Origin of the sequence: Laceyella putida (genome assembly GCF_042665195.1) — a bacterium.
GTDB classification, from domain to species: Bacteria; Bacillota; Bacilli; order Thermoactinomycetales; family Thermoactinomycetaceae; genus Laceyella; species Laceyella putida.
The window spans coordinates 166,076-189,621 of the sequence record NZ_JBHTBW010000021.1 but is presented as its reverse complement, the minus strand read 5'-3'; the positions used below and the strand labels follow the sequence as shown (position 1 = coordinate 189,621).

Here is a 23,546-nt window from a genome sequence, read left to right as displayed (position 1 = left end):
CTAACCTCGCAAAATACGCTCGCTAAGAAGGACTTACAAAAACGACCTCTAATCGATAGAGGTCTTGTTTCATCCAGTAAAGTCTTCTTTCATTTCCGCCATCACGTGCTCCATTGCACATTCTGCCGAACAAAATTCATGTTGCTCTTCTTTGCTGTCCCACTTGCTCCTCGCCGGATCTGTGGGATTGAATTCGTATTCGCAAACGGCGCAACGCTTCATCCGTGGAATCCGCGCAAGCCCCACTTGCAACTGGGCGCGTTTTTCGTTATCCAGCTTGAGCAAACTCGCGATATACTGCTCAACCTCCTCTTTATTGGCAAAATAAAGAGGATCTTCTTTGGCATACCTCACAGGGTTCCACCAAACATACCGCCCGTCGGAGAGATATACGATATAATAATCCTGCACAATCCGCTCCGACGCTTGCTCCAACTGCTCATACGTGCGAAATCCCAGTTCAGCGGCCAAGTTGTCCATCAACGCGCGGTCAATATCCTTCAACATGGATTTCCAGTCGATATTGTCCAAATCTTGCTCCCAGCCGACCATTTGATCTAGCTCTTTGAAATTCACAAGCCCTCTCCCCTTAAGTATCTTAATGTTGAAGTAATCTGTTCACGATGTTGGCTGTAATTTCAGCTGCGCGCTTTATCTCTGCTACGGTGTTACCCCGCCCAAAGCTAAAGCGAATGGCTGACCGGGTTCGATCGATAGGCAAATGCATGCTTTTTAATACATGCGAAACCTCCAATGTCCCTGAGGTACAGGCAGAACCGCTGGCACATGCGATTCCCTCCAGGTCGAAATTCATCAATAACGTCTCGGAATCTGTTCCCGGAAAACTGATGTTCAGGATATGGGGTAACATCTGTGTCGGATGGCCATTGACAACAAACGGAACCTGAAATCTTTCCAGTTCATCCACAAACGCCCGGCGCAATGCCCGCATGTCTTCCATATGTTGTACCCTTGTGGCTTGCGAAAGCTCTACCGCTTTGGCAAAGCCGACAATCCCCAACACATTTTCCGTACCGGGACGGCGGCGTCGTTCCTGTGACCCGCCAAAGGCGCGCGGAACCAGCTTCACTTGTCGCGAAAGATATAAGGCGCCAACTCCCTTCGGTCCATTAATCTTATGGCTGGAGACGGAAACAAGATCCACCGGAAGCCGTTCCACATCGATTTCAAGGGAACCAAAAGCTTGAACCGCATCCGTATGAAAGAGAACGCCCCGTTCGCGCGCCACTTGGCCAATTTGTTCAATCGGTTGAATCGTTCCGATTTCATTGTTTGCCATCATGATCGAGATCAGCGCCGTCTCCTTGCGAATGGCTTGACGCAATTGGTCCGGATCAACCAAGCCGGTGTCGTCAACGGGCAAATACGTGACGTCATACCCATTTCGCTCCAAGTAACGACAGGCATCAAGTACGGCATGGTGTTCAATCTGGGAGGTAATGATATGCTTTTTTCCTTTATCCGCGTATGCCGCAGCCACGCCTAGCAAAGCCAAGTTATCCGCTTCCGTTCCCCCACTTGTAAACACCAGTTGACTCGGCTCCGCCCCCAAGGCATACGCCACTTGGTCCCGTGCCTGGTCAATGGCCATGCGCACGGTGCGGCCATATTGATGCATGCTGGAAGGATTGCCAAACACCCCTTCCAAGTAGGGGAGCATGGCCTCTTTGACCTGTGGATGGATCGGTGTGGTCGCGGCATGATCCAAGTAAATCGCCATAGTCATTCACCTGCTAAATATAGAACATATAGTTATCATTGTTACCATCATGCGTGAAATTGATGAGGGAAGCAAGCGTGGTTGAATCCAATTCTTTCGCAATCGCATCACGAATCCGCTTCCACAGATCGCGTCTGGCAGGATCTTCCTCTTCGTTGAATTCGACCGGACTGATCGGTCCTTCCAACACGCGGATGATATCGCCGGCTGAAATCTCCTCCGGGGCTTTCGCCAGCTTATATCCACCATAAGCTCCCCGTACGCTGCGCACGAGCCCCGCGTTGCGGAGTGGGGCAATCAGCTGCTCCAAATAATGTTCAGATAAGGCGTGACGCTCCGCCACACTTTTCAGCGGAACCGGCCCCTTTCCGTACCTAGCAGCCAGATCCATCATGATGGTGAGCCCGTACCGCCCTTTTGTCGAGATTTTCAAGAATGACACCCCTTTTCAATATTCTCTCTAATAACCGCTCCCAGAAGGAAATGGACCATTGCATGAGTGGACCCGTCAAAAAACAAAAAAAGAGTGTTCCAATATGTACAGGCCCACCCAAAAACCAGCCGCACCCTCCAACGATTACCTCCATTATAGTACGAATGGCGCGAATCGACCAGCCAGTCCGATTGGAAATCTCCAGAGTCAAACCATCGCGCGGGCCCGCCCCGACTCGTGGCGCGATGTACATGCCCGCTCCCAGCGAAACCAGCATCACCCCAAAAGTCAGAAAGGAGAGACGCCAGATCAGGCCATGCACGTCAGGAATGAACTCTAAAAAAAATATAAAATCGATAAAAGGCCCCAACAATAGCATGTTGAGAAACGTTCCCCATTGCGGAAGAGAGCGCTGGAGCCAGCAAGTGACGCCAAGAATCAAGATTCCAAACACGGTCACCCAAGTACCGATGGACAACCGGGAGACATGGGCCAACCCAATGTGCAAAACATCCCAAGGCGCTACACCCAGATTCGATTTTATCGCAAATACGGTTCCAAGAGCCATGATCCACAAACCGCCGAAAAAAAACACCCACCGCCATAACCGTGCGGTTCGCCAAGCGACTTGGCGGAACATCCCATTCATTGTAATCTTTCCTTTATTTTATCAGTCAGCCTCACTTGCCAGTTTATCATAGGATTATTCTATTCTGACATATTTTTTCCCTTTAAATAAAAAATCAATCCGTAGAACTCTAGCCAATTCGCGGGATTCGCACTATCATAGGGAGAAAAGAAGCAGGTTCGATAGAAAGGCGGAAGTGAACCGTGGATTTATTTCAGTATAGCTGGGACCAAGAGCGGCGAAACGAACCCCTTGCCGCCCGCATGCGCCCCCGCAACTTGGATGAAGTGGTGGGACAAACCCATATCATTGGACGCGGGAAGCTGCTTAGACGAATGATCGAAGCAGACCAGCTTTCTTCCATCATTCTCTACGGCCCACCCGGAACAGGCAAAACCACGCTTGCCCATGTGATCGCCAATCACACCAGCGCGTTTTTTGAGCGCATCAATGCCGTAACCGCTGGCGTTAATGATATTCGCCGCATCGTGGAGGGGGCAAAAGAACGGATCAACTTGTATGGCCAACGCACCGTTCTGTTTATCGATGAGATCCATCGTTTTAATCGCGCCCAACAGGATGCCTTGCTTCCATACGTTGAAGACGGCACCATCATTTTGATCGGCGCGACCACCGAAAATCCCTCGTTTGAGGTGAATGCCGCATTGTTGTCGCGTTCGCGCCTGTTTATGCTGGAACCGTTGACCGAAACGGATCTCAGCCAAGTGCTTGAGCGCGCGCTGGCTGATCCGGAGCGCGGTTTGGGAGCTTACCAAGTCCGTCTGGACGACGACGCGAAATCCCACTTGATCCGCTGTGCGGGTGGAGACAGCCGCAATGCCTTAAACGCCTTGGAATTGGCTGTCGTCACGACCCCGCCCGATGAAGCGGGCATTCGCCACATCACTCTGGAAGTGGCTGAAGAATCGATCCAACGCAAAGTGATTCGCTATGACAAAAGCGGTGACCAGCATTATGATACCATTTCCGCTTTCATCAAAAGCATGCGCGGATCAGACCCGGACGCCGCTTTGTACTATTTGGCCAAGATGCTGCAAGCAGGCGAAGATCCCCGTTTCATCGCCCGCCGCATTTTTATCCACGCGGCGGAAGACGTGGGCATGGCCGATCCCCGGGCCTTGTTGATCGCATCAGCGGCAGCGCATGCGGTTGAGTTCATCGGCCTTCCGGAAGCGCAGATTCCCTTGGCCCAGGCGGTCATCTACATCGCCACGGCACCGAAGAGTAATTCATCCGTCCGGGGGATTAACGAAGCCAACGCCACAGTCAAACAGGAACAAAACGGGGAAGTTCCCCCACACCTGCGCGACGCCCATTTTGCCGGCGCCAAGGCACAGGGAAGAGGCAAAGGGTATCGTTATCCGCACGATTACCCGCGTGGATATGTGGAACAGCAATACTTGCCGGATGAACATCGCGGCAAAACGCTGTATCATCCCAGCCCGCATGGATACGAGCGTAAATTGCAAACCTTTCTGCGCTGGATGAAGGGGGAGGATCCAAACAACACATCGGGATGATCCTGTGATGATTCCATCCTTGCCATAACTTGTGATGAGTAAATCGCCTTTCCGGGGACATATTACTTAGTGTCACATTTAGGAAGGAGGAGTTCTGAACATGCAACCGATAAATCCACAGAACCTAATGGAAAACCAAACGGTCAATCCGGTGCCACCCGTCATGAACCATGCGGGTCATGAAGTCTTGGACGTGCATGAGATTTTGTCGCATGCCGTCAACACATTGGATACGTACGTGATGTTGCGCCAGCATGTGAAAGATCCCGAACTGGCCGACATTATGCAACGCCAATACCAATATATGGTCAACGAGTACAACACTTTGGTTGAATGCTTCTCCACCGGTCGCGATCCATCGAAACCGACCAGCCGTTATCAAATGAAACAAGGAAACAACGTTGTTTATGGCTTAAAACCGGGGCAACCGAAAAAACCCATGACCAGCCCAACCGAAATCAATGACCAACGCGTTTCTTCACAGATGTTAAGCTGTGTGAAAACGGGTGCCGGCCATAGAGCCGTTGCCGCTACCGAAACAACCAACCCGGTCGTACGCCGCGTTCTGGCGGACAGCATCCCAAACTGCATCGAGATGGCTTATGAAATCTTCCTGTATCAAAACAAGCATGGCTATTATCAAGTTCCGCAATTCTCCCCTCAAGAGATGCAACAATTGACCACTTCCTATAGCCCTGCTTCTCCTCAACTTCCTCTGCAGTAACGCCAATCAGCGGCGACAGCCTAGCGATCTCATGCCTTCGCTAGGCTGTTTTTTCTTTTCCGGCATGTCCGGTATTTGGGGCATCGAATTGCTTTGACCTTGGACCATTGGCATGTTGCCGTCTCATTTTTTTATCCATTCGGAAAAATGAATAAAGCAATGAAGAAAGGGTCATAGGTGGTGCGTTCTTTCTGACAAAACGCTAAAAAGTCTGATAAAAATAAGCCGGTGTCCCCTGTTCAAAAGGACATCGGCTTATTTTCCATTACGTTTCGTTCAGTTTTTGGTTGATATGTTCTTCAACTAGGTCATACACTTGCCGCCAATCCGTGATCCGCTTGATCTCCTTGGGCATCTTGCGATTATAGACCGCATCCACAATCACGGTGGGAACATGGTGTTTGACTAGGTTTTCGATATGGTTGGGGGCATCCTCGAAAAACAATTCCACCCCAAGCTCTTTGGCTTTGCGCGCTTTATCTTGCGAATTCATGATCAGGTTATCTCCCGTATAGGGAAACCCGTGTTTCTTCAACCATGCTTTGGTTACCTGCACAATGTTGGGGAATCCTGGGCGAGCCGTAATAAAATAAACTTGGTGCCCTTGTTTGACCAATTCATTCAATACCTCGGACGCATGCTGGAGCGGGATCCCCAAAGAATAAATCTCTTCTTCTAGTTTGCGCCATAAACGGGATGCTTCTTTGGGCGTCAATCCATACGCTTTATCAAGATAAAACTCTTTGACCTCTTCCTGTTTTACGTCTCGTTTTAAAACCCGGTTATGTACTTCAATCGCCGCTCGTTGCGTATCTTTGATTGTGCCGTCAATATCCACACCAAGGATCATTTCGCACTCGCCTGCCTTCTGTTAGATCATTTCATTTAACATTTTCCCCAAATCCGGCGAGATATGTACAAAAAAGAGCCCCATTATGCCGTGCTCCGTCAGTTTTGAACCTGCCTCATCAGCAGGTGGGTGCCCTGAATCTGTAGTTCATGGGTCCACTCGGCGGTGGCTTCCACTCCCTCAGATGACTTCAGGCTCCCGTATTAATCGCGTTGGCTCAAAACTTTCGGGCGTCACGTACATCGCAGGACTCATTTGTTGTTTTAATGTTAACAGATCTCACCAGCAAGATCAAGTTGTCTACTGTGCAAATTGCAGGAAAACCTATTTTGGTGTCGACAGTTGAATGTGAAGGTCGCGTAACTGTTGTTCATCCACCGGGGCCGGCGCCTCCGTCAACAAACAGGCGGCGCTAGTTGTTTTGGGGAACGCAATGCATTCACGCAGGTTGGTGCGGCCTGCGAGCAGCATGACAATCCGGTCAAACCCGAACGCAATCCCACCATGTGGCGGCGCCCCATATTCAAACGCTTCCAGCAAAAAGCCAAACTTCTCTTTCGCTTCTTCCATGGAGAGACCCAAAGCCTTAAACATCTTCTCTTGGACATCGCGCTGATAGATCCGTTGGCTTCCGCCGCCGATTTCATAACCGTTCAACACCATGTCATAAGCTTTGGCGCGAACTTGGCCCGGGTCGCTCTCCAAGAGTGGGATGTCTTCTTCCATGGGCATCGTAAATGGATGATGCATCGCGTAGTAACGGTTGTCTTCCTCCGAGTACTCCAACAGCGGGAATTCGGTCACCCAAGCGAAAGCATACTGGTTCTGGTCAATCAAGTTCAACTCTTTCGCCAAACGCAGGCGCAGTTCCCCCAGAACATCGGCCACCACTTTCTTCTTATCTGCCACGAAGAACAACATGTCGCCCTTGTCCGCACCCGTCACCCGTTTGATCGCCGCCACTTCCTCTTCACTCAGGAACTTGGCGACGGAACCTTTTAATCCATCTTCTTTCAATGCCAGCCATGCCAGGCCTTTGGCCCCAAAGGTCTGCGCGACTTGTCCCCAATTGTCCACTTCTTTGCGGCTCCAGTCGGCGCAGCCTTTCACATTGATGGCTTTCACCTGCCCGCCAGCGGCGATCGCCCCGCTAAACACTTTAAAGGAAGAGTCGCGCAAGATGTCGGACAGATCCATCAGTTCCATGCCAAACCGCAAGTCCGGTTTATCCGATCCATACCGTTCCATCGCCTCTTGATAAGTCAGACGCTGGAACGGACGAGCCACTTCGACGCCAATCGTCTCTTGGAATAGTTTGGCCACCATCTCTTCCATCATGGCCAAGAACTCTTCTGTCGGCAGGAAAGACGCCTCAATATCGATCTGGGTGAACTCCGGTTGACGGTCAGCGCGGAGGTCTTCATCGCGGAAGCAACGGGCGAACTGGAAATAGCGCTCCATTCCCGCCACCATGAACAATTGCTTGAACAATTGCGGGGATTGCGGCAGCGCATAGAAGGAACCTTCATGCACGCGGCTTGGCACCAAATAATCCCTTGCCCCTTCCGGTGTGCTGCGCGTCAGCATCGGCGTTTCCATTTCGATAAAACCGCGCTCGTCCAGGAATTGGCGCACGATTTGCATCGCCCGGTGACGGATCATCAGCGTCTTCTGCATCTTCGAGCGGCGCAAGTCCAAGTAGCGGTATTTTAAGCGAACCGATTCATCCACATCCAAATCATCCTGAATCATGAAGGGAGGCGTTTTGGCCGCGTTGAACAGGTGCACCCGCTCACCTTGAATCTCGATATCCCCCGTTTTCATATTGGGGTTGACCGTGCTCGGTTCACGCTCAACCACTTTCCCCGTGATGGCCAAAACATACTCGGAACGTACCTGTTCCGCAACTTTGACGGCTTCGGGGGAGATTTCCGGATTAAACACCACTTGCACCCGTCCCGAGCGGTCACGCAAATCCAAGAAAATCAGCCCACCCAAATCACGGCGCTTATGCACCCATCCGTTTAAAGTCACCGTCTGCCCGACAAGTTCTTTTGTGCACTCCAATGCAAAATGTGTACGATGGAAACTTTCCATCACTTTCTCCCCCTTAGCGTTGTTGTTGAATATGGGAAATCAGTTGGTCCAAAGAAATCGTCTCTTGTTCCCCTGTCGCGAGCCGTTTCACATTGATTTGATTTCGCTTCAATTCCTCTTCTCCCAAGATGGCCACATAGGTTGCTTGCAAGCGGTCCGCTGTCTTGAATTGCGCTTTCATCTTGCGGTCCATATAGTCACGATCCACACGCAATCCCGCTTCCCGCATCGATTGCAGTACCTTCATCCCAACCAGCTTGGCTTCTTCTCCCAGGGTGATGAGGTAACAATCCAGCCCTTGCGCCAGCGGCAGCTTCACTTGCTGCTCCGTCAGAGCCAAAATCACCCGTTCCAATCCAATCCCGAAACCGACACCGGGCATCTCCGGACCGCCAAATTGCTCAACCAAACCATTGTAGCGGCCACCGCCACCAATGCTGCCCGCTTGCGCCCCGGATATATCGACCGTGTATTCAAAAGCCGTGTGCGTATAGTAATCCAAACCACGGACAAGACGGGGATTGATCACGTAAGGAATGCCAAGCAAATCAAGCGTCCGAATCACCGTATCAAAGTGGTTGCGGCTCGTTTCGTTCAAGTGGTCGCGCAACAAGGGGGCCCCTGCCGCAATCTCTTTCGTTCGCGCATCCTTGCTGTCCAAGATGCGAAGCGGATTTTTGTAGAGGCGCGATTTCGCTTCGGCGGACAATTCGTCCATATACCCCTCAAAGTACGTAATCAGCTTCTCCCGGTATTGTTGTCGGCTTTCCGCATCTCCCAAGGTGTTGATCTCAACCCGCACATCTTTCAAGCCAAGCGATTTGAAATATTGCATGCCGAGCGCAATCACTTCCGCATCTAGGAGCGGGTCCACACTGCCGAAAGCTTCCACGCCAAATTGGTGAAATTGGCGCCGCCGTCCCGCTTGCGGATTCTCATAACGAAACATCGGCCCCATGTAGTACCATTTGGTTGGCTGCGGCTGGGCAAACATTTTCTTCTCCACAAACGAACGAACCACGCCCGCCGTACCTTCAGGCCGCAGAGAGATCGACCGGTTCCCGCGATCGGTGAACGAATACATCTCTTTCTCAACAATGTCGGTCGCTTCCCCCACCCCCCGATGAAACAGTTCGGTGTGCTCAAAGACAGGTGTCCGGATCTCGTGATAATCATACAATCCACAGATTTCACGCGCTTTTTGTTCGATCCATTGCCATTTTTCCACTTCTCCCGGCATAATGTCATCCGTGCCACGAGGGATTTGAACCTTCGTTGAAGCTTGAAATTTCATCCAGATCTTACCTCCTTCTGTCGAATCCTGCGCAAATTAAAAAATCTCCCGCCACTGACCTCAATTGTCAGGGACGAGAGATTGGTTTAACGTTTTCCCGTGGTGCCACCCTTATTGAAAACTCCATTGGACGGAGCTCTCCGCTTCAGATCCTGTTATCGCCAGGGTGACGTCTAAGTCTACTAACCGCGGTGACGGCGTTCGGTTAGAACCTCCAGGTGTCTTTCCTCGAATCGTAACATGGAGAACCTTGCAGCCGATGAGTTCCCCTCTCTGATTGCCCGTAAACGAGTACTTTTCCCTTCATAGGTGTTGTGCCATATGCAGTTAATTATTGCGGATTTGTTTACTCATTTTAAACAGGTGAAACCTGTTTGTCAAGAAAAGCGAAGCGATTTTTTAATTTAATTTTGAAAGGGAGCGACGGCCATCATCCAGCGGCGAAGTTGCTACGACTTGACAACATTTTGGCTCCTTCTTCTCAGCTTCCCATGGGAATATGATATAGTATGGACAGATCAAACGCCGAATAAAGGAGTGAAATGCGCATGAAGCTGTTTGTCTTGCTCGGCAGTATCAACATGGCTCTCGCCGTGGCCATTGGCGCGTTCGGCGCGCATGTTTTGGCGGGGAAAGTGACCGAAAAGATGTTGCAAAACTGGAACACGGGCGCTCATTACCACATCATCCATGCCTTGGCCTTGATTGGGGTCGGCCTGTTGATGTCCAAAGTGAACGGAGCCTCTTCCTTGCTGCCCATCGCCGGCTGGCTCATCTTTGCCGGGATCGTTTTCTTCTCCGGCAGTTTGTACACACTTGTGCTCACTGGAGTGAGAACATGGGGGGCCGTCACCCCGATCGGTGGGGTAGCGTTTATCGCCGGCTGGATTCTGGTGGCGGTTGCGGCAGTGAAACAACTCTAATTGCTTTCCATCATTGGTTGGTTATGTTCGCCACAACCAACCAATCACAAATATTTTTGAAATATTATCACTCTATTGTAAAATAGAAGGAGAGGAAACCTCACAAGAAAGGTGGCACCTTATGACCCATTTCTTTCATGATCGCCAGCACCGTCACACGTATGCGTCGCGATCAGCAGATTCAGCTTGGTTGCAACAGATGTCCCAACTCATTGACTGGGAGGGGAAAACTGTGGCCGACATCGGTTGTGGTGGCGGGATATACTCCAAAGCCATGCTGGAGCTTCAAGCGGCTTGCGTCATCGGGATCGATTATTCATCTGAGATGCTGAAGGCGGCCAACGAGAAAAATCCCGATCCGCGCATCCGTTATCAGATGGGCGAAGCGACACAAACCGGGTTGGCGGACAATGAGGTCGACATTGTGTTTAGCCGCGCCCTTATCCACCATTTAACCGATCTTCCCTCCTTTCTCCAAGAGGCCAAGCGTATCATCAAACCTGGTGGGTTCATCATCGTGCAGAATCGTACGCCTGATGACTGTTTCTTGCCAGGCAGCGAATTTCACATTCGCGGCTACCTATTCCAGAAATTCCCCCATTTAAAAGAAATAGAAAGGCGTCGGAGATATACGGACTTGGAAGTTAAAAGCGATCTGATTCAATCGGGATTTCTCTCGGTCAAATCCACGACTGTCTGGGAAGTCCGCCGCACGTATCAAACATTGAGCGAATTGGCCAAAGAGATGAGCGGGCGCATTGGGCGCAGCATTCTGCATCACCTGAGCGATGACGAACTTCATGAACTGGTCCAATACATCACTGATGAGTTGCGACATCTCAAGCTGGAAACCATCGTTGAACAGGATCGCTGGACGGTTTGGACAGCCAAAAAACCGCTCACCATATAGAGCTCATGGTTGGTTTCTGTTTTATATGCAACTGGGCGTGAGTGCTTTGTCCGACCTTTCCTTGATTGGTACGCCTCATGGGTTGCATCGGATCAGCATAGCCCTGAAGCACCATTTGGGCTTGGATGCCGATCTCGCGCGGTGATCGCCGCACCTTGTTCACCTCTTCCGTTTTCCCCTTAGTTTTGCCCATTCACGGCAAAAGAAAACGGCCGCTGCCATGCACAGCGACCGTTTTTTCCATCCGTCCGTTATTGTTTTTTGCAAACCGCTTCCATCTGAGCCACCACATTTTCCACACTAAAACCGTATTCTTTCATGACCAAGCCGCCTGGAGCCGACGCTCCGAAGCGATCGATCCCGATCACTGCGCCATGGTCGCCCACATAGCGCTCCCAGCCCATCGGATGGGCGGCTTCCACCGCCAAACGCGCACGAACCCGTTTGGGCAGAATCACTTCGCGCTCACTTTCGGACAGCGCGTCAAAGTTCTCACGACATGGCATGCTGACAACACGCACGTGAAGGCCTTTTTCTTTGAGTTTCGCCTGTGCTTCAATGGCCAGGCTCACTTCGGAACCGGTCGCGATGATGATCCCATCCAAACTGCCGCCTTCCGCATCTGAAACAACATACGCCCCCTTGGCGATGATCTCCTGGTCTTTGCCAACCGTCCCCGGTAGGATCGGCAGGTTCTGACGGGACAGGATCAACGCAACGGGGTGTTCATTCTGGCTGAGCGCATATTGCCAAGCGGCTACGGTTTCGTTGGCATCCGCGGGGCGAATCACTCGCAAGCCCGGAATCAAACGGAGTGAAGGCACATGTTCCACCGGTTCGTGGGTAGGTCCATCTTCCCCCACCGCGATGCTGTCATGCGTCAACACATAGACCACAGGAAGCTTGGACAGCGCCGACAGACGAACAGCCGGACGCAAATAGTCGGAGAACACAAGGAAGGTGCCTCCATAGACGCGTACGCCCCCATGAAGCATCATCCCATTCATCGCCGCTGCCATTCCGTGTTCCCGCACCCCGAACCAGATATTGCGGCCGGAGAAATCTTCGGCATGGAAGATGCCTTCATTTTTCATCAGGGTGTTGTTGGAAGAAGCAAGGTCAGCCGATCCACCAATCAACGAAGGCACGCCTTTCGCCAACGCTTGCAGCGCCGCGCCGGAAGCCGCGCGTGTCGCCATCGCCTTGTCACCCACTTGAAACTTGGGCAAGTCGGCATCCCAACCCTCCGGCAGTTCCCCTTTCATCGCTTGATGTAAGGCTCTGGACAAATCAGGATACTTCGCCTCGTATTGCTTCATCAAATCGTTCCAAGCCGCTTCCTTTTCGGCAAGGCGGGACTGGATCGCCGCAAAATGCTCTTTCACCTCACTTGGAACGGTGAATGGTTCTTCATGGGTCCAATTATAAGATTTGCGCACTTCTCCCACTTCTTCTTGGCCCAATGGCTTTCCGTGAACTTCGGACGTTCCTGCGCGATTTGGGCTTCCATAACCAATCACCGTGCGCACTTCAATCAACGTGGGACGTCCCGTTTCTTTTTGCGCTTCGGCAATCGCGCGGCCAATCGCTTCCACATCGTTGCCATCTTCGACACGAAGCACTTGCCAACCGTAAGCCTCAAAGCGTTTTTGCACGCTCTCCGTAAACGAATGCGCAAGCTCACCATCGAGTGAGATGTCATTGGAATCGTACAGGGCAATCAATTTACCTAACCGTAGATGACCCGCCAAGGAACAAGCCTCAGCGGCCACGCCTTCCATCAAATCGCCGTCACTGCAGAGCACATAGGTAAAATGGTCGATGATGTCCAACCCATCACGATTAAACTTTGCCGCAAGATGCGCTTCGGCCATCGCCATTCCCACTCCATTGGAAATCCCTTGTCCCAGTGGCCCCGTCGTCGCTTCCACCCCCGGCGTGTGTTTCACTTCTGGGTGACCCGGCGTCAAGCTCCCCCATTGACGGAACTTCTTCAACTCATCCATTGGCAGGTTATAGCCAAACAGGTGCAATAAGCTGTACAGAAGGGCTGAACCATGCCCCGCCGACAGAACAAAGCGGTCGCGGTTGAACCAGCCTGGGTTGGCCGGGTTATGGTTCATATAATGGGCCCATAATGTGTAAGCCATCGGCGCCGCACCCATCGGTAAACCAGGGTGGCCGGAGTTCGCAGCTTCGATTTGGTCGATCGATAACATCCGAATGGTGTTAATAGCCTGTTGTTCTACACTTGTCACTATGTATCCCTCTCTTTCAACTCGCTTCAAACTCTCTTGGTTATTATAGCATAACCTACTTTAGCCCACTCACGCTTTACTCTCCAAAATCAGCGTAACTGGACCGTCGTTAATCAAAGAAACTTGCATCATCGCTCCAAAAATCCCCGTTTCCACTTGAACGCCATATTGTCTCAACATTTCATTGAATCGCTCATACAACGGCTTGGCCACATCCGGTTTGGCCGCATTCATAAAGTTGGGGCGTCTGCCTTTGCGACAATCCCCGTATAAGGTGAATTGGGAGACAGACAAGATGCCTCCCCCCACATCCAACAAAGAATGGTTCATCTTGCCCGCCTCATCTTCAAAAATCCGCAGATGCACGACTTTTTCAGCCAAGTGGCGGAGATCCTCTTCGGCATCCCCTTCGGTAAATCCGACGAGAAGCATCACGCCTTTCCCGATCGCGCCGGTAACTTCCCCATCGACGGTAACGCTCGCTTCCCGCACGCGCTGCAACACGATTTTCATCGGATGGCCTCCTCACTGAATGATTCGTCTCACACTGTAAATATCGCGGACACGCTTGACCCGTTCCACCACCGACTTCAAGTGGTTGATATTTTGGATGCCGATCCGAACATGAATCGAAGCGATCCCCCGTCGGTCACCCCGGGCACTCACGGCCGCCAAATCGGTTTTCGAATCGGTCAACGCCTGCAACACTTCATTCAATAACCCCTGGCGGTCAAAGCCTGACACTTCAATATCGACCTGATAATGTTGTTGTGTGGCGTGAGTATCCCACTCCACTTCGATTCGGCGCTCTTCGGGAACAGTTTTCAGATTGGGGCAATCGATCCGGTGAACGGTCACTCCCCGCCCATGCGTAACATAACCGGAAATGTCGTCGCCCGGCACGGGATTGCAACAGCGCGACAGGCGAATCAATAAGTTTTCCACGCCCTTCACACGCACCCCTTGGTCCGGCTTATGCTTGCGCGTGGGCAAAGCTTTGACTTCCGGAAGCACAATGGGTTCCGCTTCCTTTAATCCATCCGTCAAACGATGCACCACTTGGGCTGTGGAAATGCCGCCGTACCCCACCGCAGCGAACAAATCTTCTTCTTCGTTAAAATTAAACTTCTTGGTGACATCTTCGATCCGATCTGTTGTCAGCACTTCGTTCACATTGAAATCGTGTTTCTTCAACAGGGCTTCTATCATTTCCCGGCCTTTGGCCACACTTTCTTCCCGCCGCTGTTTCTTGAACCAGTTGCGGATTTTGCTGCGGGCATGAGAGGATTTGACTAGGCTTAACCAATCCTGACTCGGCCCATAGCTATGCTTCGACGTTAAAATCTCGATAATGTCCCCCGTTTTCAACGGATAGTCAAGCGGCACGATCTTTCCGTTCACTTTCGCACCGATGCACATGTTTCCAATCTCGGTGTGAATTCGGTAAGCGAAATCGAGCGGAACCGAACCCATCGGTAACTCGATCACGTCCCCTTTTGGAGTGAAGACGAAGACGGAATCGGAGAACCAATCCATCTTTAAGTTTTCCACAAACTCTTGCGCATCTTTTGCCTCTTGCTGCAACTCCATCATTTCCCGGAACCATTTCAACTTCTCATCAAATTTGCTTTTCTCAACCGCGGATCCTTCTTTGTACGCCCAATGGGCGGCAATCCCATATTCGGCAGTCCGATGCATATCCAAAGTCCGTATCTGCACCTCGATCGGTTCCCCTTTCGGTCCGATCACCGTGGTGTGCAGAGACTGATACATGTTGGTTTTAGGCATGGCGATGTAATCCTTGAACCGACCCGGCATCGGCTTCCATACCGTGTGAATGATGCCCAATACGGCATAACAATCCCGCACCGTTTCCACGATCACCCGCACCGCCATCAGGTCATAGATCTCATTGAACTCCTTGTTCTGGGAAACCATCTTCTTATAAATGCTATAAATGTGCTTGGGTCGGCCGGAGATGTCCAACACCGTGACATCCATCTCCTCTAAACGCAACTTTAATGAATCGATGATTTCATCGAGGTATTTTTCCCGTTCCGCCCTCTTCTTCTTCATCAAGTGGACAATACGGTAATATTGTTGCGGTTTGAGATAGCGCAACGAGATATCTTCCAATTCCCATTTGATTTTGGAAATCCCCAACCGATGCGCCAAAGGGGCGAAAATTTCCAAAGTCTCCGTCGCCTTTTGCCGTTGCTTGTGTTCCGGCATATATTTGAGCGTCCGCATATTGTGCAATCGGTCAGCCAATTTGATCAAGATCACCCGAACATCTTGCGCCATCGCCACAAACATCTTGCGGTGGTTTTCCGCTTGGTGTTCCTCATTTGATGTGAATTTCATCCGTTTCTTCAGTTTGGTCACGCCATCAACCAGGTGGCGCACCGCTTCACCAAAACGCTCTTCCACTTGTTCCAACGTCACGCCCGTATCTTCCACCACATCGTGCAACAAGGCGGCGATCAATGTGGTCACATCCATGCGCAGATCGGCGAGAATCTCCGCCACGGCCACAGGATGCAAAATATACGGTTCTCCCGATTTGCGGAATTGCCCGCGATGGGCCTCTTCCGCAAACATATACGCTTTCTCCAATTGCACGAGGTCATCTTTTGATAAATAGGTAGCTGCAAGGCTTAGCAATTGTTCTACCTGCATTTCACTCACATCCGCACCTAAAATGAAATTTTCCTATTATTATCACTCAGACCAATAGGAAAGTAAAGCGCCCATAAAGATTGCTGTTCACCTAATCCAGAAAATGATTCTTCACCACCATGACCGAACCAATGAAAAACCGGTTGGAACAGAACCAACCGGAGTCATGGCAAAGACTGGCGCTTTATTCAGTTTGCTTGTTTTTTTTAAAACCACCTGTTTGTTTGCGGATATACAGATAAATGACCGACAAAATCACCGCCGCCACAGTCAACATACTGTAGGTCAACCGCCCTTCTTCTTCAGCGCGCATCATCATGATCGGCCCGACAATCACCGCACCATATGCCGTAAATTCAAACGAAGTGAGCAGCATCTTCCATACTTTGTGCAAGTAGTCGCGCAAATGAAACTCACCCGCCTGAAACATCTCTCTAAACAAGATCACGACTAAACCAACCATCCAGATGATAATCGACACTAAAAAAATACGGGCAAATCCAGAAATAAATGCAGAAAACCCTTCTTGCAACCCTTCCACTTCTCATTCTCTCCTTAAAAGATAATTTCACATTAAATCTATTTCATCATAGAACAAACCTTTTCCCGCTGGCAAATTACAAAAATTAGACAGCTTGGGCACACGTATATTCCAATCTGCTTGGTGAGACGTTAACGGTATGCCACACCAACCTCAGGAGGTGAGCCCAATCGAGAATTCGCAAGAACAGACACAAAACATGTACAAACAGCGAACGGATACTGAATTTTCATTCGAATTGAGCGATGATGAAGGTATTCGCCATGTGCAAAATGCGATTCAACAAATGTATAGCCAAGCAGGAATTCATGATAATGAGTAAGAATTTAATTAAGTCCCATGGTAAACATGGGACTTAATTCGTTCTAATCAAATATAAATACCATTGCGCGAACAAAAAAAATATCATATTATGGTATACGAAATTTATAAATCGTCAAAGCAACATCCTTTGTAACATTTGGAAAAATGAGGGTTTCCCGTTGTAATCATCTAACTGTACTCTTTTGATGTGAACAGCTTCCCCATCATCATAAGCGGGATAAAGCGTTCAAAACCGCTAATCAAGCCACTTGGGAAGATATGTTGATTCGTCAAGTCGAAATGTGCTTTGGATAGGAGAAAAGGGATTCTGATTTAATTTTTCAAATGATTAACTAGAACTTACATAAAAATTTAGAGATTATTCGCGAGGATTTTATTTAATTTTTAGTATATTCCACTTAGAATGGGGGTCTCTCATCATGTTAAGAAGCACGCGAAGCACCTTATATGAGAGGTTGGGCGGAGAAGAGTCGATAGCAGCCGTGATCAGTGAGTTCTATGACCGCATGACTCAAGACGACCGCGTCAATCATCACTTCATCGGCGTGAACATGGAAGTGTTGCGGCGCCATCAAATCACCTACTTCATGAGTTATGCGCTGGGCGGACCGAAACACTATGAGGGGAATACTTTGCGCAAAGCGCATAGCGGCTTAAATATCACTTCGGAAGAGTATGAAATCGCCATCAAACACCTCAACAGCGCGCTGAGAAAGTTTAACGTCGCCATTGAAGATATTGCGCGGGTGGAAGCTTTCTTGCGCAGCGTCAAACCACATATTATCTATAAATAGGATTTTTTCTTTTTCTAATTCGGATGGAAGGATCTTTCAATTATACGAATCAAAGGAAGCGGCCCTCTCTCGCTTCCTTTTTTGCTCCAAGAACTTGTAAGCAGTTTCAAAATTTTTTTACATTCCATTTGCAAAACGAAAACAATCTTGGCATACAATAGCTATAGGCATATTCGTAATCTTTCGCCCTCTCCTTTTCCATCCCTCGCGATTTGCTTCAAACAAAAGGAAAATCCCCCGAAAGCGGGGGATGGGCTTCACTCGATTTCCATGATTTTAAATTGGATCGTTCCACTCGGTGTGGAAACGTTGATTACCTCTCCAACTTTCTTCCCGATCAGTTCCGAACCGATGGGGGATTCATTAGAAATCTTAAATGAAGAAGGATCGGACTCGGCACTACCGACAATGGTATAAGTTTCCTTGTCCCCGTCTGGAACTTCTTGAATGGTTACTTTCGATCCCACACTCACCACACCCGTATTTTGGGTAGACCCGATAATCTTTGCGTTCCGAATCATGTTTTCCAATGTGATAATGCGGGATTCGATAAAGGCTTGTTCCTCTTTCGCCGCATCGTATTCAGAGTTCTCGCTGAGATCCCCCTGCGCAATCGCTTCTTTTAAGCGTTGCGCAACTTCGTGGCGTTTGTGTGTTTTTAGATGTTCAAGTTCTTGTTTTACTTTTTCCAGACCTTCTTCAGTTAATAAAACCTCTTTTTTATTTTGAGACATCAAACGTTTCCTCCTTAATCACATAAGCTTGCAAATGTGATAGATCCCCGTCAAATGCATATGCCAAACCAGCCAGTATTATGAATACTTCTAGTCACTTTACGCAGATCAAAAGACTTTTATGTGGAAAACGATTTCACACCCACCTACTGGAGTTGCGTCAGCATCCTCACTAAAAGCCCAAGCTGGACAATATATTAGCACATTTATATCAATACTCCAAGTGATCCCTTAAAGTTTTTTCATCCGGTAACAACATGCGGCGGGGTTTCACCTTGGAAATACGCGGTTAGATTCCGCACTGCCAAGTCTGCCATCGCCAAGCGGGTCTCAAACGTGGCACTGCCGAGATGAGGCGCCAACACCACTTGTTCCATTTGACGCAATGCTTCGGGCACATGGGGTTCATCTTCATACACGTCCAGTGCCGCTCCGGCAATTCTACCTTCCTTCAGGGCCACAATCAAGGCCTGCTCATCCACAATCGGGCCACGAGCCGTATTGACCAAGTAAGCGGTTGATTTCATTTTGCTCAGTTCGGCTGCGCCAATGAGGTGATGGGTCTCCGGAGTATAGGGACAATGGATGGTGACATAATCCACCTCGCTTAAGCATTGCTCGAGATTGGCGAAGGTGACCCCCAATGAAGCTTCCTGTTCGAGGGGCAATCTCGTCCTTGAACAATACACCACCCTCATCCGGAATCCTTTGGCCCGCTCTGCCACCGCTTTTCCGATGCGCCCCATGCCAATGATACCCAAGGATTTGCCTGACACTTCCCTGCCCAGCATAAACAGGGGTTCCCAGCCAGCCCAACGCCCTTGTCGCACGAAGCGATCCCCTTCGCTCACTCTTCGTGAAACATCCAAGAGCAAGGCCCAAGTCAGGTCCGCGGTGGCTTCTGTCAAAACACCCGGTGTGTTGGTCACGATGATTTGTCGTTCATTGGCATAAGCCACATCGATATGGTTATATCCTACCCCATAGTTGCTGATGATGCGAAGGCCGGGGCAAGCGCGAAGCAACTCCCTGTCTATCGTATCCGTCACGTTGCAGAGCAAGGCCTCGCTTGTTTGCAGCTCTTTAATCAACGCTGATGTTGTCCACCCCGCTGGCAACAACACCACATCAGCCAGTTCGGCCAATCGGGCCAAAGGTTCTTTCCCTATGTCCCTGGTCACTACAACACGCGGTCTCAAGCCATTCTTCCTCCTCAACCTTACCTATTCATCACATACATAAGTATTTTTGGCAATTATGATAATATTCGACTAACAGTACTATATTCCCTGCTTAAAATCATATATAATCATCAATTATTACACATTTTTCTGATGCACATGATCGCCGGATTCACCCGTGCGTTCGCTTTTTTATTACCCGGTAATGTTATAATAATAACAAATATGGCAGTGGTGGCAAGAGGGGAATGCCTCTTTACCCTGCTCGTAATTCATCAAATTTAAAATCCATAAGGAGTGTTGTCGTTGCAACCGATTCATGTTGGACTGATTGGTTTTGGCTTTTCGGGCTCTACTTTCCACGCACCCATCATCACGCAGGTTCCCGGACTCAAGCTAACCAAAGTCGTTTCTTCCAATCCGGACAAAGTGAAACATCAACTCCCTGAAGCGGAGGTGGTATCCGAACTTGAGCAACTGTGGAGCGATCCCACGATTGAACTGGTCGTGATTACCACTCCCAACGAAACCCATTTCCCTTACGCCAAGCGGGCCTTGCTGAGCGGAAAGCATGTGGTGGTGGAAAAGCCCTTTGTTATTGATGTGGCCGAAGCCGATGAATTGATCGCACTTGCCGAAAAGCAGAACCGCATACTCAGCGTTTACCACAATCGCCGTTTCGACAGCGATTTTCTCACTGTCAAGCAAGCCATCAAGCAAGGGCTGCTGGGTGACATTTATACATATGAAGCGCACTATGACCGATACCGCCCGGAAGTTCGCAATCGTTGGCGCGAGCAAGACGTGCCGGGAGCAGGCCTCTTGTATGATTTAGGACCGCATCTGATCGATCAGGCGCTCCAATTGTTTGGCATGCCGCAAACGGTATACGCCGATCTGTTGATCCAACGTCCGCAAGCCCAAGTGAACGATTACTTCCACCTCATTCTCGGATACGAAAGCGGCTTGCGCGCGATCCTGCACGGAAGTTGCCTGGTCAAATCAGCGGGTCCGCGTTATCAAGTGCATGGGGGTCTCGGCTCTTTGATCAAGCATGGCATGGACCCGCAAGAAGACATGTTGAAACTGGGGATGAAACCGGGCGATCCCGGTTGGGGCCAAGAAGATGCCCACTTCCAAGCTTCCATCGACACAACGGTGCAAGGGGTGGAAATCCAAGGAACGATCCCCACATTGACCGGTTCTTATGAAACCTATTATCAACAATTGGCCCAAGCCATTCGCGGTCTTGCCGCCATTCCCGTTCCCGCTCAAGAAGCACGGATGGTCATGCAGATCATCTCCGCCGCTCTGCAAAGCGCCAATAAAGGCACTGTCATCAAAATATAAAAAGGTTCTTTTATATTATAAAATACTCACTCTCTTGATACGTGATCCGATCCCAAATCGGATCGCGTTTTTTGTTCCTTTTTAAGAATCCCTTCATCCTTCTTCAACAATCAGCAGGTAGAATGTGAGCACATACTTTGATGGAAAAAATGAAAGGAGAAAAACATGGCACAAACAAACCCGCTCGCTCCCTTATTGATCAGGATCGGCCTTGGCAGCATCCTCTTTTTCCACGGCTTACAGAAGCTCTTATACATCAGTCGGACCATTGAATTTTTCCAACTCATTGAGTTGCCCGCGCCGCCCATTGCCGCCTATGTCATCGCCACGGCCGAAATCTTGTGCGGCATCGCGTTTTTTCTGGGAATTCACATACGCTTGGCGAGCCTTTGCACGATTTTGTTAATGTGCGGCACGATCATCACAGTAAAAGGGACTAAAGGCTTTATCAACGGTTACGAATTTGATGTCCTGATCATGCTGAATGCCATTTCCCTCATCTTTTTAGGTCCTGGGGAACACAGCATTTCCCATATTTCGAATCAGCCGTACGGAAACACGTGAATGGCATAGGAGTGGTTTTTGACTTTGATCCCCGTTGGCTGAAACCGTGCCTACCCCACCATCCATTCGCGTCCTTTTCCTCCCTACCATCACAATCGTCGTATGACGATTTTTTTATTTCCATTATAATATAAGGTGAACTTTCACGTAGAGAGAGGCGACGCGATGGATACGCTCACCCATGGGTTATTTGGCTATACCATGTATCAATGCGCAAAAAAAGAGGGCGCTTCTCCCGATAGCAAACGTGCCCTGTTGTTTATGTCCTTGGTCAGCAATCAAATTCCCGACATCGATGTGATAGCCCGCCTAACGGAAACGGGGCGCATCATGGACCAGATGTGGCACCGGGGGTTAACCCACTCCATCTTGTTCATTCCCATCTGGGCCACGCTCATTTATGCCTGTTGTCGGCTGTTTTTCAATGTGAAAGAAAAACGTCTCTTATATCTGGCTTTATTCGGTGTTGCCCTGCACGACTTTATTGATTGCTTTAATGCTTGGGGCACTGGCTTGTTTGAACCCTTCTCCTCCGCCCGCATTACCTTGGGCACCATTCCCATTGTCGATCTCGTCTTCTGGGTGCTCTTTCTGGTCGGCTTCATCTTGGCCTTCGTTAAGAAGAATTGGCCCAAAGAGCGGATTTACCGCTTGGTCGCGCTGGGAATGCTTCTTCATTTGAGCTTGCAAACGGCACAGGGCCTTTATGTGGAACACCGGGCGGAAGCCCGCTATGACCGTGTCGAATTGGCCGCCAGCTTCGTTCCTTGGCATTTTCAGGTGATCGGCAAAAAAGGGAGCCAAGTTGAATTGTCAGAGGCAACGGCCTGGTCAAGCGGCAAGCCGACCGTGACGCTGGCTTCCCGTGAAGAAACGGATTTGCGCCCGTTATTCGCGCAAAACCCCAAAGCAAAGGTATTGTACGAATGGTCACCGTTTGTGGTCATCGTCAATGATGAAGGGCGGCTGGGCATCTTTGACCCGCGTTTTTATCGAAATGGGGAATCTTTTGTCAGTGAATACATCGAGAAATGATCAACAAGGTGGGACGACGCATTGTCCAATTTATCCGGCATTCTCATTTTTTATCTGCTAGATACCATCATTTCACGAAAGGAAGAATCCGTTCATGACCCATCTCGTTTCTCTTGATTGGTTGCATCAACACCTCCATGATCCCCGAGTGATCATCGTGGATTGCCGCTTTCAACTCGGACAGCCTGATGCCGGACGAAACGCTTACCGGCAAGATCATATTCCGGGCGCGTTTTATCTTGATCTCGAGCAAGACTTATCCGGCCCCCTCTCCACCCACGGAGGGCGCCATCCCCTGCCCGTACCCGAATTGTTCGCCAAAACGGTCGGCGCCATCGGAATCGATGATAGCGTCACGGTGGTGGCTTACGATAATCAAGGAGGAGCCATGGCCGGACGCCTGTGGTGGTTGCTCACCTATTTGGGCCATCCTCAAGCGCGGGTCTTGAACGGCTCCTATTCATTATGGAAAAAGCAAGGATATCCCATCTCCGCCGAGCTCCCCTCGGCCCAACCGCGCCTGTTCCAACCCCGTGTGCAACCGCAGCTGGTAGCCACCATGGAAGAGGTGAAAGCCAAGTTGCAAGACCCCGAGACGGTCATCATCGACTCGCGCGAAGGTGTGCGATATCGCGGGGAAAAGGAACCCATTGATCCGGTGGCGGGACATATCCCAGGCGCAAAACATTACTTCTTTAAAGAAGCCTTTGCGGAAGAGGGGCAACTAAAGCAAAGCAAAGCCTTGGAAGAGCACTTCGCCAACATACCCAAGGATAAGGAAGTGATCGTCTACTGCGGTTCCGGCGTGACGGCAACCCCCAATATCCTCGCATTGCGCGAAGCCGGTTACCATCGGGTCAAATTATACGCCGGCAGTTGGAGCGACTGGATATCCTATCCGGACAATCCCATTGCCACTGGAGAGGCATGGTGATGAAGTAAGGG

The 23,546-nt window shown here is 50.0% G+C and carries 22 protein-coding genes and 1 other RNA gene; 9 read left to right on the top strand and 14 right to left on the bottom strand.

The window, feature by feature from the left end:
- Positions 1-69 precede the first annotated feature (69 nt).
- The 4 genes from ACFQNG_RS09420 to ACFQNG_RS09405 are packed head-to-tail and all read right to left on the bottom strand — an operon-like array spanning position 70 to position 2,823.
- Complete coding sequence (locus ACFQNG_RS09420; RefSeq protein ID WP_379864667.1) at positions 70-576, bottom strand: hypothetical protein; 507 nt, start codon at positions 574-576, stop codon at positions 70-72.
- A gap of 22 nt (positions 577-598) precedes the next feature.
- Entirely contained in the window at positions 599-1,747 is a 1,149-nt protein-coding gene (locus ACFQNG_RS09415) for a cysteine desulfurase family protein (protein WP_379864666.1), read from the bottom strand.
- A 7-nt stretch (positions 1,748-1,754) separates the two neighbouring features.
- Entirely contained in the window at positions 1,755-2,174 is a 420-nt protein-coding gene (gene cymR, locus ACFQNG_RS09410) for a cysteine metabolism transcriptional regulator CymR (protein WP_379864665.1), read from the bottom strand.
- Positions 2,116-2,823: a YczE/YyaS/YitT family protein gene (locus ACFQNG_RS09405; RefSeq protein ID WP_379864664.1), complete on the bottom strand. Its 708-nt coding sequence runs from the start codon at positions 2,821-2,823 to the stop codon at positions 2,116-2,118. Before ACFQNG_RS09405 ends, cymR begins: the two co-directional genes overlap by 59 nt.
- A 182-nt stretch (positions 2,824-3,005) precedes the next feature.
- On the opposite strand from ACFQNG_RS09405, the gene ACFQNG_RS09400 reads away from it, so the two are divergent.
- The gene (locus ACFQNG_RS09400) at positions 3,006-4,343 is read left to right on the top strand and encodes an AAA family ATPase (RefSeq protein WP_379864663.1); all 1,338 of its coding nucleotides are present in this window, start codon (positions 3,006-3,008) and stop codon (positions 4,341-4,343) included.
- A 100-nt stretch (positions 4,344-4,443) separates the two neighbouring features.
- Entirely contained in the window at positions 4,444-5,067 is a 624-nt protein-coding gene (locus tag ACFQNG_RS09395) for a spore coat protein (RefSeq protein WP_379864662.1), read from the top strand.
- A 265-nt stretch (positions 5,068-5,332) separates the two neighbouring features.
- Here ACFQNG_RS09395 and ACFQNG_RS09390 read toward each other — a convergent pair whose 3' ends face one another.
- The 4 genes from ACFQNG_RS09390 to hisS all read right to left on the bottom strand — a co-directional run bounded on the left by ACFQNG_RS09390 (position 5,333) and on the right by hisS (position 9,308).
- The gene (locus ACFQNG_RS09390) at positions 5,333-5,917 is read right to left on the bottom strand and encodes a 5' nucleotidase, NT5C type (protein WP_379864661.1); all 585 of its coding nucleotides are present in this window, start codon (positions 5,915-5,917) and stop codon (positions 5,333-5,335) included.
- A gap of 73 nt (positions 5,918-5,990) precedes the next feature.
- Positions 5,991-6,171, bottom strand: a non-coding RNA gene (gene ssrS / locus ACFQNG_RS09385) — 6S RNA.
- A gap of 70 nt (positions 6,172-6,241) precedes the next feature.
- Positions 6,242-8,014, bottom strand: coding sequence for an aspartate--tRNA ligase (gene aspS, locus ACFQNG_RS09380; protein ID WP_379864660.1), 1,773 nt, complete (start codon positions 8,012-8,014; stop codon positions 6,242-6,244).
- Positions 8,015-8,027: 13 nt separating this feature from the next.
- Positions 8,028-9,308, bottom strand: coding sequence for a histidine--tRNA ligase (gene hisS, locus ACFQNG_RS09375; RefSeq protein WP_379864659.1), 1,281 nt, complete (start codon positions 9,306-9,308; stop codon positions 8,028-8,030).
- Positions 9,309-9,856: 548 nt separating this feature from the next.
- Between hisS and ACFQNG_RS09370 the strand changes: the two genes are divergently transcribed.
- Positions 9,857-10,231: a DUF423 domain-containing protein gene (locus ACFQNG_RS09370; RefSeq protein ID WP_379864658.1), complete on the top strand. Its 375-nt coding sequence runs from the start codon at positions 9,857-9,859 to the stop codon at positions 10,229-10,231.
- 121 nt (positions 10,232-10,352) lie between these two features.
- Positions 10,353-11,141, top strand: coding sequence for a class I SAM-dependent methyltransferase (locus ACFQNG_RS09365; protein WP_379864657.1), 789 nt, complete (start codon positions 10,353-10,355; stop codon positions 11,139-11,141).
- 251 nt (positions 11,142-11,392) lie between these two features.
- On the opposite strand, the gene tkt is transcribed toward ACFQNG_RS09365, so the two are convergent.
- The 4 genes from tkt to ACFQNG_RS09345 all read right to left on the bottom strand — a co-directional run bounded on the left by tkt (position 11,393) and on the right by ACFQNG_RS09345 (position 16,619).
- Positions 11,393-13,402 (bottom strand): transketolase, encoded by a 2,010-nt coding sequence (tkt, locus tag ACFQNG_RS09360; RefSeq protein WP_379864731.1) that lies wholly within the window; start codon positions 13,400-13,402, stop codon positions 11,393-11,395.
- A gap of 66 nt (positions 13,403-13,468) precedes the next feature.
- The gene (dtd, locus tag ACFQNG_RS09355) at positions 13,469-13,912 is read right to left on the bottom strand and encodes a D-aminoacyl-tRNA deacylase (RefSeq protein WP_379864656.1); all 444 of its coding nucleotides are present in this window, start codon (positions 13,910-13,912) and stop codon (positions 13,469-13,471) included.
- Between the two features lie 12 nt (positions 13,913-13,924).
- On the bottom strand, positions 13,925-16,078 hold the full coding sequence (locus ACFQNG_RS09350; protein ID WP_379864655.1) for a RelA/SpoT family protein: 2,154 nt from the start codon (positions 16,076-16,078) through the stop codon (positions 13,925-13,927).
- A gap of 184 nt (positions 16,079-16,262) precedes the next feature.
- Positions 16,263-16,619 carry a hypothetical protein gene (locus ACFQNG_RS09345; protein WP_379864654.1) on the bottom strand — a complete coding sequence of 119 codons (357 nt, stop codon included), beginning with the start codon at positions 16,617-16,619 and terminating at the stop codon, positions 16,263-16,265.
- 743 nt (positions 16,620-17,362) lie between these two features.
- Between ACFQNG_RS09345 and ACFQNG_RS09340 the strand changes: the two genes are divergently transcribed.
- Positions 17,363-17,737, top strand: a complete 375-nt coding sequence (locus tag ACFQNG_RS09340; protein ID WP_379864653.1) for a group I truncated hemoglobin — start codon at positions 17,363-17,365, stop codon at positions 17,735-17,737.
- A gap of 257 nt (positions 17,738-17,994) precedes the next feature.
- On the opposite strand, the gene greA is transcribed toward ACFQNG_RS09340, so the two are convergent.
- Together greA and ACFQNG_RS09330 are read right to left on the bottom strand one after the other, a co-directional pair.
- Complete coding sequence (greA, locus tag ACFQNG_RS09335; protein ID WP_379864652.1) at positions 17,995-18,471, bottom strand: transcription elongation factor GreA; 477 nt, start codon at positions 18,469-18,471, stop codon at positions 17,995-17,997.
- 242 nt (positions 18,472-18,713) lie between these two features.
- Positions 18,714-19,670 carry a 2-hydroxyacid dehydrogenase gene (locus tag ACFQNG_RS09330; protein WP_379864651.1) on the bottom strand — a complete coding sequence of 319 codons (957 nt, stop codon included), beginning with the start codon at positions 19,668-19,670 and terminating at the stop codon, positions 18,714-18,716.
- Between the two features lie 288 nt (positions 19,671-19,958).
- Here ACFQNG_RS09330 and ACFQNG_RS09325 point away from each other — a divergent pair, with 288 nt between their 5' ends.
- The 4 genes from ACFQNG_RS09325 to ACFQNG_RS09310 all read left to right on the top strand — a co-directional run bounded on the left by ACFQNG_RS09325 (position 19,959) and on the right by ACFQNG_RS09310 (position 23,535).
- On the top strand, positions 19,959-21,002 hold the full coding sequence (locus tag ACFQNG_RS09325) for an oxidoreductase (RefSeq protein WP_379864650.1): 1,044 nt from the start codon (positions 19,959-19,961) through the stop codon (positions 21,000-21,002).
- A 165-nt stretch (positions 21,003-21,167) separates the two neighbouring features.
- Complete coding sequence (locus ACFQNG_RS09320) at positions 21,168-21,566, top strand: DoxX family protein (RefSeq protein ID WP_379864649.1); 399 nt, start codon at positions 21,168-21,170, stop codon at positions 21,564-21,566.
- Positions 21,567-21,731: 165 nt separating this feature from the next.
- Entirely contained in the window at positions 21,732-22,601 is an 870-nt protein-coding gene (locus tag ACFQNG_RS09315) for a metal-dependent hydrolase (protein WP_379864648.1), read from the top strand.
- 94 nt (positions 22,602-22,695) lie between these two features.
- Positions 22,696-23,535 carry a sulfurtransferase gene (locus ACFQNG_RS09310; protein WP_379864647.1) on the top strand — a complete coding sequence of 280 codons (840 nt, stop codon included), beginning with the start codon at positions 22,696-22,698 and terminating at the stop codon, positions 23,533-23,535.
- The last annotated feature ends 11 nt before the right edge of the window (positions 23,536-23,546 follow it).

Bases quoted from the DNA above. Each gene is read 5' to 3' on its own strand.
- ACFQNG_RS09340 (WP_379864653.1), top strand. From the start codon at position 17,363: ATGTTAAGAAGCACGCGAAGCACCTTATATGAGAGGTTGGGCGGAGAA.
- ACFQNG_RS09350 (WP_379864655.1), bottom strand. From the start codon at position 16,078: ATGCAGGTAGAACAATTGCTAAGCCTTGCAGCTACCTATTTATCAAAA.
- ACFQNG_RS09365 (WP_379864657.1), top strand. From the start codon at position 10,353: ATGACCCATTTCTTTCATGATCGCCAGCACCGTCACACGTATGCGTCG.
- ACFQNG_RS09390 (WP_379864661.1), bottom strand. From the start codon at position 5,917: ATGATCCTTGGTGTGGATATTGACGGCACAATCAAAGATACGCAACGA.
- ACFQNG_RS09415 (WP_379864666.1), bottom strand. From the start codon at position 1,747: ATGACTATGGCGATTTACTTGGATCATGCCGCGACCACACCGATCCAT.
- ACFQNG_RS09395 (WP_379864662.1), top strand. From the start codon at position 4,444: ATGCAACCGATAAATCCACAGAACCTAATGGAAAACCAAACGGTCAAT.
- ACFQNG_RS09370 (WP_379864658.1), top strand. From the start codon at position 9,857: ATGAAGCTGTTTGTCTTGCTCGGCAGTATCAACATGGCTCTCGCCGTG.
- hisS (WP_379864659.1), bottom strand. From the start codon at position 9,308: ATGAAATTTCAAGCTTCAACGAAGGTTCAAATCCCTCGTGGCACGGAT.
- ACFQNG_RS09320 (WP_379864649.1), top strand. From the start codon at position 21,168: ATGGCACAAACAAACCCGCTCGCTCCCTTATTGATCAGGATCGGCCTT.
- aspS (WP_379864660.1), bottom strand. From the start codon at position 8,014: ATGGAAAGTTTCCATCGTACACATTTTGCATTGGAGTGCACAAAAGAA.
- dtd (WP_379864656.1), bottom strand. From the start codon at position 13,912: ATGAAAATCGTGTTGCAGCGCGTGCGGGAAGCGAGCGTTACCGTCGAT.
- ACFQNG_RS09405 (WP_379864664.1), bottom strand. From the start codon at position 2,823: ATGAATGGGATGTTCCGCCAAGTCGCTTGGCGAACCGCACGGTTATGG.
- greA (WP_379864652.1), bottom strand. From the start codon at position 18,471: ATGTCTCAAAATAAAAAAGAGGTTTTATTAACTGAAGAAGGTCTGGAA.
- ACFQNG_RS09310 (WP_379864647.1), top strand. From the start codon at position 22,696: ATGACCCATCTCGTTTCTCTTGATTGGTTGCATCAACACCTCCATGAT.
- ACFQNG_RS09315 (WP_379864648.1), top strand. From the start codon at position 21,732: ATGGATACGCTCACCCATGGGTTATTTGGCTATACCATGTATCAATGC.